Origin of the sequence: Pseudonocardia thermophila, from assembly GCF_900142365.1 — a bacterium.
Lineage (GTDB): Bacteria > Actinomycetota > Actinomycetes > Mycobacteriales > Pseudonocardiaceae > Pseudonocardia > Pseudonocardia thermophila.
This window is the reverse complement of the sequence record NZ_FRAP01000010.1, coordinates 176,670-190,360: the sequence shown is the minus strand read 5'-3', so window position 1 is coordinate 190,360 and position 13,691 is coordinate 176,670. Positions and strand designations below refer to the sequence as shown.

The window sequence follows — 13,691 nt, the reverse complement described above, 5'->3', positions numbered from 1 at the left end:
GTGGACGTCGTGAGCTTCCGGCTCGACCCGGCCGCGGCGGAGGCGATCCGCGAGCTGCGCGCCCGGGTGGGCGGGCCGGCGGGGGAACCGAGCGTGATCGCGGCCGCGGCCACGTCCATCCCGCCCGCCGCGCGCGCCGCGCTGACCGACGAGCTGCGGGTGCTCGCGCTGCCGTCGCTGTGGCTGGCCACGCTCGGCACGGTGGCCGGCCGGCCCGACGAGCTGGTGCTGGCCGCGGTCGTCGACGCCGAGCTGCTCGCCGTGCACCAGGCCGTGCACGACGCGCTGGCCGGGCGGGTGAAGGGCCCGGTCGCGGCCTACCTGCCGGGCAGCTGGCTACCGCACTGCGTGCTGGCCGCGCACGAGCCGGCGGCGGCGTTCGCCGAGCTGCACCCGGTCACGCCGATCCGGGCGGAGGTCATCGGGGTGGAGGTGTCCGGCTGACCGCGCTGAGGAACGCTTCGACGTGCCGCCGGTAGGTTTCCGGGGCCGCTGCGTGCACGAGGTGTCCGGTCCCCAGCACCCGCACGTGCCGGGCGTCCGGCATCCGCCGGGCCATCTCGGCCATGTGCCCCGGCGGGGCGACGCTCTCCTCCGCCTCCACGAGCAGTGCCGGGCAACGGACCTGCGGCAGCACGGCCCAGTGCGTGATCTGCGCCCACTCCGCGGCGATCGCGACAGCGTGCTCGACCTCAGCCAGCAGGTGGTAGCCGTCGGCGCGTTCCTCCACGCATTCGGACATGTAGTCGCCGAACTCCCGGCGCGGCACGCCGAACACCTCGCGCACATGCGCGAGGGAGGCGAACGGCTGCGGCAGCGCGGTGAACCAGGCCCGGGCGTCGGCGGCGCTGCGGTCGGTGAAGTCGACGGCGATGTCCTCCACGATCAGGGCCCGCACCAGGTCGGGGCGGCGCGCGGCGAGCACCAGCGCGTGCAGTCCGCCCATCGAGTGCCCGATCACGGTGGCCGGACCCAGCGGTTCCAGGACGGTCTCGACGTCGGCGACGAGCCGGTCGGTCGTCCACGGCCCACGGGCCTGCGAGCGCCCGTGCCCGCGGGCGTCCGGAGCCAGCACCCGGCCGTGCGCGACGAGCCACCGCGCGACCGGCCACCACGTGGTGGCGCGCCCCATCAGCCCGTGCAGCAGCAGGATCGGCGCGCCGCTCCCGCCGAACTCGACGATCTGCAGCTGCACGTCGTCGTCGGTCCGCACGGTCCGGCGCTGCACGTTGGTTAGCCTAGGTCCCATGGCCGTCGTGAAGATCAATGCCATCTCCGTGCCGAAGGAAGCCGGGCCGGAGCTGGAGAAGCGGTTCGCCGCCCGGCTGCACGCCGTGGACGACCAGCCGGGGTTCATCTCCTTCGAGCTGCTGCGCCCGGTGAAGGGCGACGACCGCTACTTCGTGGTGACGCACTGGGAGGACGAGGAGTCGTTCCAGGCGTGGCGGAACGGGCCGGCGATGGAGGCGCACGCGGGCGAGCGCTCGCGGCCCGCCGCCCCGGGCATGACGGCCGAGCTGCTGGAGTTCGAGGTGGTCCAGCGGTCGGTGGCGAAGAAGGCCGAGGCCGCCGCTGAGTGAGGCCTAGTGAGCTCGACCGCGCCGCCGAGCTGATCGGCGGTGCCGGCTCGCTGCTGATCTGCGCCGGCGCCGGGATGGGCGTCGACTCCGGGCTGCCCGACTTCCGCGGCCCGGAGGGGTTCTGGCGCGCCTACCCGCCGTACCGGCGGCTGGGCCTGCGCTTCGAGGAACTGGCCGACCCGGTCCACTTCGCGGACGATCCCGAGCTCGCCTGGGGTTTCTACGGGCACCGCCTGCACCTGTACCGCCGCACGGTCCCGCACGCCGGGTTCGGCGTGCTGCTGCGCTGGGCGCAGCGGGTGCCGACGCGGGTGTTCACCTCGAACGTCGACGGCCAGTTCCAGCGGGCCGGGTTCGCCGAGGACACCGTGACCGAGTGCCACGGTTCCATCCATCACCTGCAGTGCACGAAGCACTGCGGGCAGCCGGTGTGGCCCGCCGACGGCGTCGAGATCGAGATCGACGAGTCGACGATGCGCGCCGTCGGGCCGCTGCCCTCCTGCCCGACCTGCGGCGCGCTGGCCAGGCCGAACATCCTCATGTTCGGCGACTACGACTGGCTCCCCGACCGCACGACCGAGCAGCTGGCGCGCCACCGGCAGTTCCTGCGCTCGCTCGATCGATCCCGGCTGGTCGTCGTCGAGCTGGGCGCGGGCACCGCGGTGCCCACCGTGCGCCGGGAGTCCGAGCTGGCCTCGGCCACGTCCGGGGCACTGATCCGGATCAACGTGCGGGAGCCGCAGGTCCGCCACGGCCGCGGCGTCGAGCTGGCGAGCCCCGCTGAGGCCACGCTGCTGGAGCTGGACGCGCTGCTGTCGGCCTGATCTTCCGGTCACCGGAAGCGGACCGTTCCGCCCGGCGCCGGCACGGGCGACCCTGCTGCACCGTGGATCCCGTCGTCGACGTGCACGCCCATGCGCTCCCGCTGCCCCTGCTGGAGGGGTTGGAGCGCGACGGGCTCGCCGATCTGTCCGACCTACCGCGCGGCGTGCTGCGCCTCGCACCGCAGCTGTCCGGCCTCGCCGCAGGTGCGCCGATCCCGCTCCCGCCGGAGCAGTACGAGGTGAGCGCACGGCGCGCGGCGATGGCAGCCACCGGCGTGACCCGCCAGCTCGTGTCGGCCCCACCGTTCGTGTTCGGCTCCCTCTGCCCTGACGATGCCCTCGTCCTGGAGGTGACGCGGCGCAGCAACGACGCGCTCGCCGCGCACGTCGCCGGCTCCGGTGGGGCGCTGCTCGGGCTGGGTACGGTCCCCGTCGGGCTGCCCGGCGCGGCCGACGAGCTGACCCGCTGCCTCGACGAGCTGCGGCTCGCCGGAGCCGCCATCGGCACGTTCGGCGGTGGGCGGGAGCTCGACGACCCGGTCAACGAGGAGCTGTGGGCGACGCTCGCGGCCCGCCGCTGCTTCACGCTGCTGCACCCCAGCCGGGCGTCGGCGCCCGAGCGGCTCGCCGGCTTCCACCTCGTGCAGCTGCTCGGCTACCCCGCCGAGACCGCGCTGGCGGCGACCCGGCTCGTGCTGGGCGGGGTGCTGGACCGGCACGATCTCGTCCTGTGCCTCGTGCACGGCGGCGGCTGCCTGCCCGCCGCGCTGCCCCGGCTCGATCTGGGCTGGGAGCGCAAGCCCGTCGCGCGCACCTCGGCCGCACCGCCGTCGCGCTACCTGCGCCGGTTCTTCCTCGACACCGCCGTGTTCGACGCGGTGGCGCTGCACAGGCTCGTCGCCGACGCCGGAGCGGATCGGGTGCTGCTGGGCACCGACTTCCCGTTCGACCTGGCCGATCGCGATCCCGTCGGCACCGTCGACGCGCTCGGCCTCTCCCCCGCCGATCGCGCGGCCGTGCTCGGGGCGACCGCGATCCGGCTGCTCGGCGCCACCGTGCGGTGAGCACGACGGAACGGCGGTGCACGACCTCGTGCACCGCCGTCGCGGGGAGCGGGCGCTACCCGCGGAACCGGGTGGTGGTCCAGCCGCCGCACACCGGGAGGGTCACGCCGGTGATGAACGCGGCGTCGTCGGAGGCGAGGAACGCGAACGCGTTGGCGACGTCGCGCGGCGTGCCGACCCGCGCCAGCGGACGGGACCGGGTCACGGTCTCGTCGAACACACCCGCGTCGATCCGCTCCGCCGTGGCCGGGGTGCGGATCAGGCCGGGCGCGACCGCGTTGACCCGGATGCCGCGCCGCCCGTGGTCGGCCGCGAGCTGGCGGGCCAGCCCGGAGATCGCTGCCTTCGCCGCGCTGTACGGGGCGGTGCCGCGCATGCCGGTGAGCGCGACGGCCGAGGACGTGTTGACGATCGAGCCGCCCTCGCCGAGCACGGCGACCGCCTCCCGGCACATGCGGAACGTGATGCCGAGGTTCAGCTCGACGTAGCGATCGAGGTCCTCGTCGGTGCTGTGCTCGATGCCGCGGTCGCCCGCCGCGCCCGCGATGTTGGCGACGGTGTCGGGCGGGCCCAGCTCGGCGGCGCACGCCGCGAACACCGCGGCCGCCGCCCCGCGCTCGGTGAGGTCGATCGCGAACACCGCGAGCTCCTCGCCCTGCGCGACGGTCTCCGCGAGCCCGTCGGCGTCGCGGTCCACGGCGAGCACGGCGGCGCCCTCGCGGGCGAACACGAGCGCGGTCTCCCGGCCGATCCCCGACGCCGCTCCGGTGACGATCGCGGTGCGGCCCGCCAGGCGGCCGGTCACGCAGCCACCCCCGCCCGCTCGAAGACGACCCGGCCGTCGACGACGGTGAGATCGGTGCGCAGCGCGGTCAGCTCGTCGGCGGGCACGGTGAGGGGGTCGCCGGAGAACACCACGAGATCGGCCAGGCGGCCGGGTTCGAGCGTGCCGCGATCGTGCTCGTCGAACGTGTACCAGGCAGCCGACGACGTGAGCAGCCGCAGCGCCTCCTCGCGGGTCACGGCCTCGCCCGCCCCGACGTCGGTGCCGTGCGCGTCCCGCCGCGTCGTCATCAGCTGCAGGTTGATCAGCGGTTCGAGCGGGTTGATCGGGTGGTCGGTGCCGGCACTCACGTTCTGCAACCCCATCTCGTCGATCAGCATCCGGATCGGGACGGCGCGCGCCGCGCGGTCCGCGCCCAGGTTCCGCCGGATAACGGCCGCCTTGTCCCACAGGAACCCGACCTGCACGGCCACGTGCAGCCCGAGCGCACGGGCGCGGGCGGCCTGGTCGCGGGTCATCAGGCTGGCGTGCACGAGCACGAACCGCCGGTGGTCGATCGGCGCGCTGCGGTGCACCGCGTCGTACGCGTCGAGGACGAGATCGATGCCCGCGTCCCCGACGGCGTGCACCGCCACCCGCCAGCCCGCCCGGGCCGCGACGCCCGCGAGGGCGGCGAGCCGATCGGCGTCCACGGCCTGTTCACCGCGGTGGTCCGTGCCGGGGTAGGGCTCGCGCAGGGCGGCGGTGCCGAGGGTCATCCCGCCGTCGGCCTGCAGCTTGATCCCGACCTCCCGGACCCACGGGTCGGTCTCGTCGGGCGCCGGGTGACCGGCGAACCAGGCCGCCCACTCGGCCAGATCGACGCTCGGGTTCAACTCGCCGGTCGGGGCGACGACGGCGCCGTAGCGGACGGTGGCGCGGCCCGCGTCGCGCAGCGCCCGCAACGCCGCGACGTCGGACGGCGCGGTAGCCCCGCCGACGACGCCGGTGATGCCCAGCTCAGTCAGCCGCTGCATCGCGCGCTCGAACTGGCGGGCGCGCTGCTCGGCGGGCCACGGCGGCACGACGTCGGTGACGAGCCGTTCGGCACCCTCCTCCAGGATGCCGGTCGGCTCGCCGTCGGGGTCGCGCTCGATCACCCCGCCGGGTGGATCGGGGGTGTGCCGGTCGATCCCGGCCCGCGCGAGCGCGGCCGAGTTGACCGCGCAGGAGTGCCCGAAGGGCAGATGGACCGGATGGTCGCGGGTCGCGGCGTCCAGCTCGGCACGGGTGGGCCTGCGGGCCTCGACCAGCTGCGACACGGGATGGAAGATCCGGCCGCGGATCCACTCGCCGGCCGGGGTCCGCGCCGCGGCCTCCCGCACCCGCTCGACGACCTCGGCGATCGTGCGCGCTCCCGCGAACGACACCGTGTCCTCGACGGTGCCGATGTCCTCGATGTGGCAGTGCGTGTCGACGAACCCGGGCAGCACCGTGCGCCCGGCCAGGTCGATCACCCGCGTCCCCGGACCGGCCAGCTCTTCGATCTCGGCGTCGGCACCGACGGCGACGATCCGGCCGGCCCGGATCGCCACTGACTGCCCGACCGTGCCCGCCTCGTCGAGCACGCGGACCCGGCCGCCGCGCAGCAACAGGTCCGCTCTCACGCCTGCGGGTCCCGCACCAGCGCCGCAGTGCACTCGATCTCGACGTCCACGCCCGCCCGGGGAGGAGCGGCGTGGATGGTCGTGCGCGCGGGGAACGTCGGGCAGTCGGCGAAGAACGCCCGGTACTCCCGGTTGAACTCGGGGAAGTCCTCGATGTTGCGCAGGTAGCAGTTGACCTTGAGGATCGAGTCCTTCGTGCCGCCCGCGGCCTCGACGACCGCCAGCAGGTTCGCGAGGGTCTGACGAACCTGAGGCACGAACTCCGCGGAGACGATCGTGTGCGTCTTCGGGTCGAGCGGCCCGGTCCCGGAGCAGTACACGAGATCGCCGTGCACCACCGCCTGGGACAGCGGTGCCGCCGTTCCCGCGGAGAACCCCACCAACGGCGCCGCGGCCGTCTCCACTGCTGCGCGTTCTGACATCCTGCACCTCCGGTCGTGGCTGTGCGGCGGACGGTAACCGGCCCGCGGACGGGCGCGGAAGAACGACTTTCCGGCAGCCGGAAGACCGGTCTTGGAGCTCGGGACGGGCGCGCCGCAGCATGCTCCGCACCCTGAACGCCGGGCCCAGGAGGTCCCCCGTGTCCCGTACCGTTCCCCGACGCACCGTGCTGGCCGCGTTCGGTGCGCTGCCGCTGGCCGCGGCCTGCGCCGCGAGCCCCGTCCAGGAAGGAGACCGCGTGCCCGGCACCGCGAGCACCGCTGCCCCCACTGATGCCGCGCCGACCGACTTCGTGCTGGTCCACGGCGCGTGGCACGGTAGTGCGCACTGGGCCCCGGTCGCTGCCGAGCTCGTCGCCCGCGGGCACCGGGCGCTCGCCGTGGACCTGCCCGGGCACGGGGTCGTCGCCCGCTTCCCACGGGCGTACCTCACCGGCGACGCTGCGGGCCTCTCGACCGAGCCGTCGCCGATCGCGGACGTCACCCTCGACGTCGCCGCGGACGCCGTGGTCGAGGCGCTGCGTGGCCTGCGCGAAGGGCGGCGGATCGTGCTGGTCGCGCACAGCATGGGCGGCGCGGTGGCGACGGCCGCCGTCGAGCGCGCCCCCGAGCTGGTCGACCACCTCGTGTACGTGACGGCGTTCGTCCCGACGAAGCTCGGTTCGGCGTTCGCCTACCTGTCGCTGCCGGAGGCGAAGACCGCCCTCGGCGGAGGGCTCTACCTGGGTGATCCCGCAGCGATCGGCGCGGTGCGGATCAACCCGCGCTCGACCGATCCGACGTACCTGGAGGAGCTGCGCGCCGCCTACTACACCGATGTGACGACCGAGGCGTTCCTGCCGTTCGCGCTCGCGCTGACCCCGGACCAGCCGGTGTCGTTCCTGGCGACAGAGGTGGGCGCGACCGCCGAGCGGTGGGGCTCGGTGCCGCGGACGTACGTGCGGTGCACCGAGGACCGCGCGCTGCCGATCGCGCTGCAGGACGTGCTGATCCGCGACGCTGACGAGCTGACGCCCGCGAACCGCTTCCGGCAGGTCACCCTGCCCACCGGCCACTCGCCGTTCGCGTCGCGGCCCGCCGAGCTGGCCGCGGTGCTCGCCGAGGTCGACCGTTGACACCTGCCGCGCCGCCCTGCGAACGTACGGTCGTGCGCGAGGGCGGGCCGGGGCCGTCGGTGACCAGCAAGGCGTTGGCCATCCTGGGCGCGTTCACGCCGCAGAAGCCGAAGCTGCGGCTCATGGAGATCTGCCGGGCCACCGGCCTGAAGGCGCCCACCGCGCACCGGCTGCTGGGCGAGCTGGTGGAGTGGGGCGCGCTGGAGAAGCTCGCCGACGGGCAGTACCGGATCGGGCTGCGGCTGTGGGAGATCGGTTCGCTGTCGCCCCGCTCGCGGACGCTGCGCGAGATCGCCCGGCCGTTCATGCAGGACCTCTACGAGGCCACGCGGGAGAACGTGCACCTCGCGGTCCTGCGCGATTCACAGGTCCTCTACGTCGAGAAGTTCTTCGGGCGCCGCTCGATCCGCATCCCCACGCACATCGGGGAGCGGCTGCCGCTGCACCCGACGAGCGCGGGCAAGGTGCTGCTCGCGTTCTCCCCGCCGGCGGTGCAGGACCAGGTGCTGCGGTCGCGGCTGCAGCGGTTCACGCCGCGCACGATCACCCGGCCCGGCACGCTCGGGCAGATCCTCACGGAGGTGCGCCGCACCGGCATCGCCACCGCCGTCGAGGAGCTCACGATGGGCGCGTTCTCCATCGCCGCCCCGATCGTCGACGGAGAGGGCCGCACGATCGCGGCGCTGTCGCTGGTGGTGCGCTCGTCGCCGAACGCGCCGGACCGGATGGGGCCCGCGGTCCGCACAGCCGCGCACGGCATCTCGCGCATGCTCGCGCAGACACCTGATCTGGACATCGGCGCTTGATCAGGTGCCTGATCAGCCCAGCCGGCCGATCAGGTGGAGGTGGCCGCGCTCATCGAGGCGGGCCAGGTCTCCGGTGTGGTGCCAGCCGCCGCGGAAGGCGTGCGCCGTCGCGGCGGGATCGTCGGCGTAGCCGCTCATGACCGCGGGCCCGCGCAGGCACAGCTCGCCCGGTTCGCCGTCCGGGACGGGGGCGCCGTCCGGGCCCAGCACCGCCACGCGCATGCCCGGCAGCGGCATCCCGATGTCGGTAGCGGCCAGGCCCGGGTGGTGATCGGCCTTGCCGAGCACGGCGAACGACTTCGGCGCCTCGGTCTGCCCCGTGGCCTGCACGAGGATCGGGCCGAACCGGGCCAGCGCCGCGTCGAGATCGCCGGGGGCGAGCGGACCGCCGCTGTAGACGAGGGTCTCGAACGTCGACGGGACGGGCAGCTCGTGGGCGAGGCGGGCCAGGTTCACGGTGAGCAGGTAGGCCACGGTCGGGCGGTGCCGGTCGATCGCTTCCGCGACCGTCTCGGGGGCGGTGTCGTCGGTGAGCACGACGGTGCCGCCGCGCAGCAGGGCGGGTAGCACCATCGTGCCGAAGCCGCCGGACACCGGCTCCGCGCACAGCAGCCGCACCTCGGCGGGCCACTCGGCCGCCGTGAGCTGGAACAGACCGGCGGCGGCCAGGGCGCGCCCGGACAGCAGCACCCGCTTGCGCGGGCCGGTGGTGCCGCGGGTGAACGCCACGCGCGCGACGTCGGCGGCATCGGCGCGGGCGACCAGGGGCGCGGCCGACGGCGTGCTCGCCCAGAACCCGGCCAGCCCGGCCTCGGTGATCACCAGCCGGGCCCCGCACCACGCCGCGGCCGCAGCGGTGTCCGCCCCGGGCGGCAGCCCGGCCGAGCGCAGGCCGGCGAGCGCGCACGCCGCTTGTACAGCCCACTGCTCGGGCCGGTTGCCGACCACCTGCAGCACCAGGTCCCCCGGCCGCAGCCCGCGGGCGTCGAACGCGGCGAGCGCGCGCCCGATCAGGCCCGCGGTCTCGGCGTAGGTCACGCACCGGTCACCCGCCACGAACGCGAGACGGCCGGGATGGCGGCGCAGCGCCCGCACGACGAGTTCGCCGAGCCCGGGCCCGTTGAACGGTCCGGTCATCCGGCGGGCATCACGTCGCCGCACTCGCCACAGGTCCGGGCGTCGACGTCGGCGAAGAAGCGCTGGTACGCCTTGCCGACCGGGTCGGTGCGGTAGTCGTCGACGTGCACGGCCTCCTCGTGCAGGAAGTTGTCGCACTTCCGGCAGAACCAGTGGAACCGGTCGAGCTCGCCTGGGCGCCGCAGCCGCTCGATGACCAGAACGAACGCGTCCGGAGGGAAGCGGGGGGAGTGCGGGATGCCGGATCGGGTGTAGATCGACGAGCCCTGTGGGATGACCGCGACGTCCTCGGTGCCGTCCGGGTTGCGGTAGTGCAGATTCATCTGCCCCCGGATCATGAACATGACCTCGTCGCTGGGGTTGATGTGGAACTCGCTGCGGTACTCCCGGCCGCGGGCGACGAACGCGAGCGACTCCCCCTCCTGCCACAGCACGCGGACGCGCCGGCCGGCCTCACCCAGCTCGTGCGCGATGCCGTCGAGATCGACGATCGGCATCGAGATCTTCAGTTCGGTCATGTGTTCTCCTTCGACAGGAACTCGCGGATCAGCCCGGCGAGCTCGGCCGGCCGTTCCTCGGGCAGGTAGTGGCCGCTGCCGTCGACGAGCACCGGCGTGACGTGCTGGGCGGCCTCGGTGACCGTGTCGAGCCAGGACAGACCCACCCCGCCCGCGGCCCCGACGACGAGCACCGGCATCGGCAGCTGCGCGGTGGCGGCCAGCCGACGGTTGTCGGCGATGTCCTGCGGCAGTGCGCGGTAGTGGCCGAAGCTGCCGCGCAGGGCCCCGGGACGGGCGAGCGCGTCGGCGTAGACACCGAGATCGGCGGGCCCGATCGCGGCGGTCTCGACCAGCCCGATCTCATCGCGCAGGAACAGGAACCGCAGGTATGTGCGCTCGCGGCCGGAGACGAGTGCTTCCGGCAGGTCGGGGACCATGTTGAAGCCGAAGTGCCACGACCCACCGCGCAGCGGGTTCGCCGCGTCGATCGAGCGGCCCAGCCCGGGTATCCCCGCCTCGACGAACACCAGCCGGGTCACCTCGTCCGGCCACTGCGCAGCCAGCGCGTAGCCGACCTGCCCGCCGAGATCGTGGCCGACGACGGCGTAGCGATCGTGCCCCAGCTCGTGCATCAGCGCCCGCACGCGGCGCGCGACAGTGCGCTTGTCGTAGCCGTCCGCTGGGATCGAGCTGTCACCGAACCCGGGCAGGTCCGGCGCGACCAGCGCGAACCCGTCGGCGAGCAGCGGAACCACGTGCCGCCAGGCGTACGCCGTCTGCGGCCAGCCGTGCAGCAGCAGGACCGGCTCGCCGGCCCCGGCCGTGGTGACGGCGAAGACCAGCTCGCCCGCCCGGACTCGGATCATCGCTGCTCCCTTCTGCGGGCCACGATGCTCACCCGCGCGTCGGGCCGCGGACAACGACCGCCTTCCGACAGCCGGAAACGCGATCTTGCCGCAGTTTCGGCGGCGCCCGAAGAATCCGGCGCCATGCTGGACCGGATCAGGGTGCTGAGCTTCACCCACTTCGTGCAGGGCCCCGCGGCCGCGCAGCACCTCGCCGACCTCGGCGCGGACGTGGTGAAGATCGAACCGCCGGGCGGTGCGTGGGAGCGGCGCACGGGCAGCGGCGGCATCCGCGTCGCCGGCACCAGCGTCACGTTCCTCGCGGTCAACCGGAACTGCCGGGCGATCGCCGTCGACCTCAAGCACCCGATGGCGGCCGAGGTGCTCGCACCGCTGATCGCCGGGGCCGACGTCGTGCTGGAGAACTACCGGCCGGGCGCGCTGGACAAGCTCGGATTCGGCTACGAGGCCGTGCGGGCGATCCGGCCGGACATCGTGTACGCCTCGGCGACCGGCTGGGGCGGGCGCGGCCCGATGGGCGAGCGGCCCGGGGTCGACGTGCTCGTGCAGGCGCGCAGCGGGCTGATCGCGGCGACCGGGGACGGGACGACGGCGGCGGGATCGCCCGTCGTCGACCACCACGGGGCCGCGCTGCTCGCGCTCGGGGTGCTGGCCGCGCTCGTCCGGCGAGCGCGCACCGGGGAGGGCGCCCGGGTGGAGGCGAGCCTGCTCGGGGCCGGGCTGGACCTGCAGGCCGAGGCGATCGCACTGTTCCACGGCGGCCGGCGCACCCGCGCTGACCTGCGGCGGGACCGGCATCTCGCGGCCTGGTTCATCGATGCCCCGTACGGGGTGTACCGGCTGGCCGACGCGGTCGCGGTGATCGCGCTGAGCGGAGACATGGCGGGGTTCGTCTCCGCGATCGGCGCGCCTGCGCTCGTCGCGTTGGGGGACGAGGGCCGGCTGACCGACCGGGATGCGTTCACCGCCGCGCTCGCGGCGGAGCTGGCCGGCTGGACGTGGGAGCGGCTGGATGCGGCACTGGGCCCGCGCGGGTTCTGGTACGAGCGGGTCGCCGACTACGCCGATCTGCCCGCCGACCCGCAAGTTCAGGCGGAAGGGCTGCTCACCGAGGTGCGCCTCCGCGACGAGCCCGTGACGCTGGTGCGCCATCCCGTCCGCTACGACGGCGAGCTGCCGCCGGTGCGCCGGATGCCGCCCGAGCTGGGCGAGCACACGCGGGAGGTGCTCGCGGAGTCCGGGGTCGACGCCGAACGCATCGATGCGTGGTTCGCGGCCGGAGCGGTCGCGTGAGGGCGGTGGTGTGCCGGGAGTTCGGCGAGGCCGACGCGCTCCCCGACGTGCTGGAGATCGTCGAGCTGCCGCCGCCGGTGCCCGGGCCGGGCGAGGTCGCGGTCGACGTCTCCTGCATCGGGCTGAACTTCCACGAGACGCTGCTGGTCGCCGGGCGGCACGTCGTGCGACCCGAGCCGCCGTTCTCGCCGGGCAGTGAGTACGCGGGCACGGTGAGCGCGGTCGGGCCCGGGGTGGCCGGCGTCCACGTCGGTGACCGGGTGGCGGGCAACGAGGAGTACGGCGTGGCCCGGGAACGGATCGTCGTACGGGCCGACCGGGTCACCGTCCTGCCACCGTCGGTGCCCGACGCGACGGCCGCAGCCGTGCTGGTGGGGGCCGCGACCGCGGTGCACGGGCTGCGGCAGCGCGCGGGTCTCGTTCCCGGGGAGACGCTGGCCGTGCTCGGCGCGTCGGGCGGGGTGGGACTGGCCGCCGTCGACGTCGGGCGGGCGCTCGGGGCGCGGGTGATCGCGTGCGCGTCGTCGGCGGAGCGGACGGAGTTCCTGCGCCCGCGGGCCCACGCCGTGATCGACTACTCCGTGCAGGACCTCAAGGCTGAACTGCGCCGGCTCACCGACGGGCACGGCGTGGACGTCGTGCTGGACCCGGTGGGCGGGGCGCACGCGGAGGCGGCCTTCCGCGCGCTGGCCTGGCGCGGGCGGCACCTCGTCGTCGGGTTCGCCTCGGGCACGATCCCCCGGCTCCCGCTGAACCTGCCGCTGGTGAAGGGGGCCGCCGTGCTCGGGGTGTTCCTCGGCGAGTTCACCCGGCGCGAGCCGGAGGCGCACCGGGCGAACGTCGCCGACGTCCTCGACTGGGCCGGTAACGGCCGGCTCGTCCCGCACGTGCACGCGGTGCTGCCGCTCGAGCGGTGTGCGGAGGGGTTGCAGATCCTCGCCCGGCGGCAGGCGCGGGGAAAGGTGCTGCTGGCCCTGTGAAGGTGCGGTTGCGAGGGTCAGTCCGGGATCGCCCGTACGTCCGGCACGACCACGGCGAACAGGTCGGCGACCGCGGCGAGGCTCGCGGTCTGCAGCGCGGCTGCGTCGACGGCCGAACCGTCCGGGCCCGGGAGCGCACGGGTCGCGGTCGCCGCGGCGACCACGGTGGGCGAGTACCCGAGGTTGAACGCCCCGCGCGCCGTCGAGTTGACGCACATGTGCGTCATGAACCCGGCCAGCACCAGGTTCCGCGGCCCCGGCCCGAGCCGTTCCGCCAGATCGGTCCGCACGAACGCGTTCGGGAAGTTCTTCACGATCACCGGCTCGTCGCCGCGCGGGGCGACGCGGTCGACGATCGCCCCGATCTCGTCGCGGACGTCGTAGGGCGAGCCGGGACCTGCGTCGTGCTGGATGTGGACGATGGGGATGCCGGTGGAGCGGGCGCGGTCGAGCAGCTCCGCGGCGTGGTCGAGCGCCGTCTCGACGCCCTCCAGCTGCATCGTGCCGCGGGTGTAGGTGTTCTGGCAGTCGATCATGATCAGCGTGGACTCCGCGAGCCGGGGCGGCTCGGCAGGCAGCCCGGACAGCGTCCGTAGCGTCGTCGACGGCACGTCTGGTCCTCCCGGGAGAAGGGAACGGGACCCGGACGGTACGCC

16 protein-coding genes are annotated in these 13,691 nt (G+C 74.5%); 8 read left to right on the top strand and 8 right to left on the bottom strand.

Annotated features, from left to right (window positions below; translation table 11 throughout):
- Window positions 1–444, top strand: coding sequence for a hypothetical protein (locus tag BUE41_RS14890; RefSeq protein ID WP_073457677.1), 444 nt, complete (start codon window positions 1–3; stop codon window positions 442–444).
- Here the strand turns inward: BUE41_RS14890 and BUE41_RS14885 are convergent.
- Window positions 419–1,228, bottom strand: a complete 810-nt coding sequence (locus BUE41_RS14885; protein ID WP_234997269.1) for an alpha/beta fold hydrolase — start codon at window positions 1,226–1,228, stop codon at window positions 419–421. The genes BUE41_RS14890 and BUE41_RS14885 overlap by 26 nt on opposite strands.
- Window positions 1,229–1,247: 19 nt before the next feature.
- On the opposite strand from BUE41_RS14885, the gene BUE41_RS14880 reads away from it, so the two are divergent.
- From BUE41_RS14880 to BUE41_RS14870, 3 genes are all read left to right on the top strand, one after another.
- A complete protein-coding gene (locus BUE41_RS14880; RefSeq protein ID WP_073457675.1) occupies window positions 1,248–1,580 on the top strand; it encodes an antibiotic biosynthesis monooxygenase family protein in 333 nt (110 codons plus the stop codon).
- A 74-nt stretch (window positions 1,581–1,654) separates the two neighbouring features.
- Entirely contained in the window at window positions 1,655–2,404 is a 750-nt protein-coding gene (locus tag BUE41_RS14875) for an SIR2 family NAD-dependent protein deacylase (RefSeq protein ID WP_084755070.1), read from the top strand.
- Window positions 2,405–2,466: 62 nt separating this feature from the next.
- Window positions 2,467–3,468, top strand: coding sequence for an amidohydrolase family protein (locus BUE41_RS14870; RefSeq protein ID WP_073457673.1), 1,002 nt, complete (start codon window positions 2,467–2,469; stop codon window positions 3,466–3,468).
- 55 nt (window positions 3,469–3,523) lie between these two features.
- On the opposite strand, the gene BUE41_RS30785 is transcribed toward BUE41_RS14870, so the two are convergent.
- From BUE41_RS30785 to BUE41_RS30255, 3 genes are read right to left on the bottom strand one after another with little or no spacing between them, the layout of a single operon-like run.
- On the bottom strand, window positions 3,524–4,273 hold the full coding sequence (locus BUE41_RS30785; protein WP_084755042.1) for an SDR family NAD(P)-dependent oxidoreductase: 750 nt from the start codon (window positions 4,271–4,273) through the stop codon (window positions 3,524–3,526).
- The gene (locus BUE41_RS30780; protein WP_073457672.1) at window positions 4,270–5,898 is read right to left on the bottom strand and encodes an amidohydrolase; all 1,629 of its coding nucleotides are present in this window, start codon (window positions 5,896–5,898) and stop codon (window positions 4,270–4,272) included. The genes BUE41_RS30785 and BUE41_RS30780 overlap by 4 nt, the downstream gene beginning before the upstream one ends.
- Window positions 5,895–6,320: a RidA family protein gene (locus BUE41_RS30255; protein WP_073457671.1), complete on the bottom strand. Its 426-nt coding sequence runs from the start codon at window positions 6,318–6,320 to the stop codon at window positions 5,895–5,897. The genes BUE41_RS30780 and BUE41_RS30255 overlap by 4 nt, the downstream gene beginning before the upstream one ends.
- A gap of 158 nt (window positions 6,321–6,478) precedes the next feature.
- Here BUE41_RS30255 and BUE41_RS14850 point away from each other — a divergent pair, with 158 nt between their 5' ends.
- Window positions 6,479–7,453 carry an alpha/beta hydrolase gene (locus BUE41_RS14850; RefSeq protein WP_234997267.1) on the top strand — a complete coding sequence of 325 codons (975 nt, stop codon included), beginning with the start codon at window positions 6,479–6,481 and terminating at the stop codon, window positions 7,451–7,453.
- 32 nt (window positions 7,454–7,485) lie between these two features.
- On the top strand, window positions 7,486–8,259 hold the full coding sequence (locus tag BUE41_RS14845; RefSeq protein WP_073457670.1) for an IclR family transcriptional regulator: 774 nt from the start codon (window positions 7,486–7,488) through the stop codon (window positions 8,257–8,259).
- Window positions 8,260–8,271: 12 nt separating this feature from the next.
- On the opposite strand, the gene BUE41_RS14840 is transcribed toward BUE41_RS14845, so the two are convergent.
- From BUE41_RS14840 to BUE41_RS14830, 3 genes are read right to left on the bottom strand one after another with little or no spacing between them, the layout of a single operon-like run.
- Window positions 8,272–9,396, bottom strand: coding sequence for an AMP-binding protein (locus BUE41_RS14840; RefSeq protein WP_073457669.1), 1,125 nt, complete (start codon window positions 9,394–9,396; stop codon window positions 8,272–8,274).
- The gene (locus BUE41_RS14835; RefSeq protein WP_073457668.1) at window positions 9,393–9,914 is read right to left on the bottom strand and encodes a 3-hydroxyanthranilate 3,4-dioxygenase; all 522 of its coding nucleotides are present in this window, start codon (window positions 9,912–9,914) and stop codon (window positions 9,393–9,395) included. Before BUE41_RS14835 ends, BUE41_RS14840 begins: the two co-directional genes overlap by 4 nt.
- Window positions 9,911–10,762 carry an alpha/beta fold hydrolase gene (locus BUE41_RS14830; RefSeq protein ID WP_073457667.1) on the bottom strand — a complete coding sequence of 284 codons (852 nt, stop codon included), beginning with the start codon at window positions 10,760–10,762 and terminating at the stop codon, window positions 9,911–9,913. Before BUE41_RS14830 ends, BUE41_RS14835 begins: the two co-directional genes overlap by 4 nt.
- Before the next feature lie 123 nt (window positions 10,763–10,885).
- Between BUE41_RS14830 and BUE41_RS14825 the strand changes: the two genes are divergently transcribed.
- Both BUE41_RS14825 and BUE41_RS14820 read left to right on the top strand, forming a co-directional pair.
- On the top strand, window positions 10,886–12,055 hold the full coding sequence (locus BUE41_RS14825; protein ID WP_073457666.1) for a CaiB/BaiF CoA transferase family protein: 1,170 nt from the start codon (window positions 10,886–10,888) through the stop codon (window positions 12,053–12,055).
- Complete coding sequence (locus BUE41_RS14820; protein ID WP_073457665.1) at window positions 12,052–13,035, top strand: NADPH:quinone oxidoreductase family protein; 984 nt, start codon at window positions 12,052–12,054, stop codon at window positions 13,033–13,035. The genes BUE41_RS14825 and BUE41_RS14820 overlap by 4 nt, the downstream gene beginning before the upstream one ends.
- A gap of 17 nt (window positions 13,036–13,052) precedes the next feature.
- Here BUE41_RS14820 and BUE41_RS14815 read toward each other — a convergent pair whose 3' ends face one another.
- Window positions 13,053–13,646: a cysteine hydrolase family protein gene (locus BUE41_RS14815; protein WP_073457664.1), complete on the bottom strand. Its 594-nt coding sequence runs from the start codon at window positions 13,644–13,646 to the stop codon at window positions 13,053–13,055.
- Window positions 13,647–13,691 lie beyond the last annotated feature (45 nt).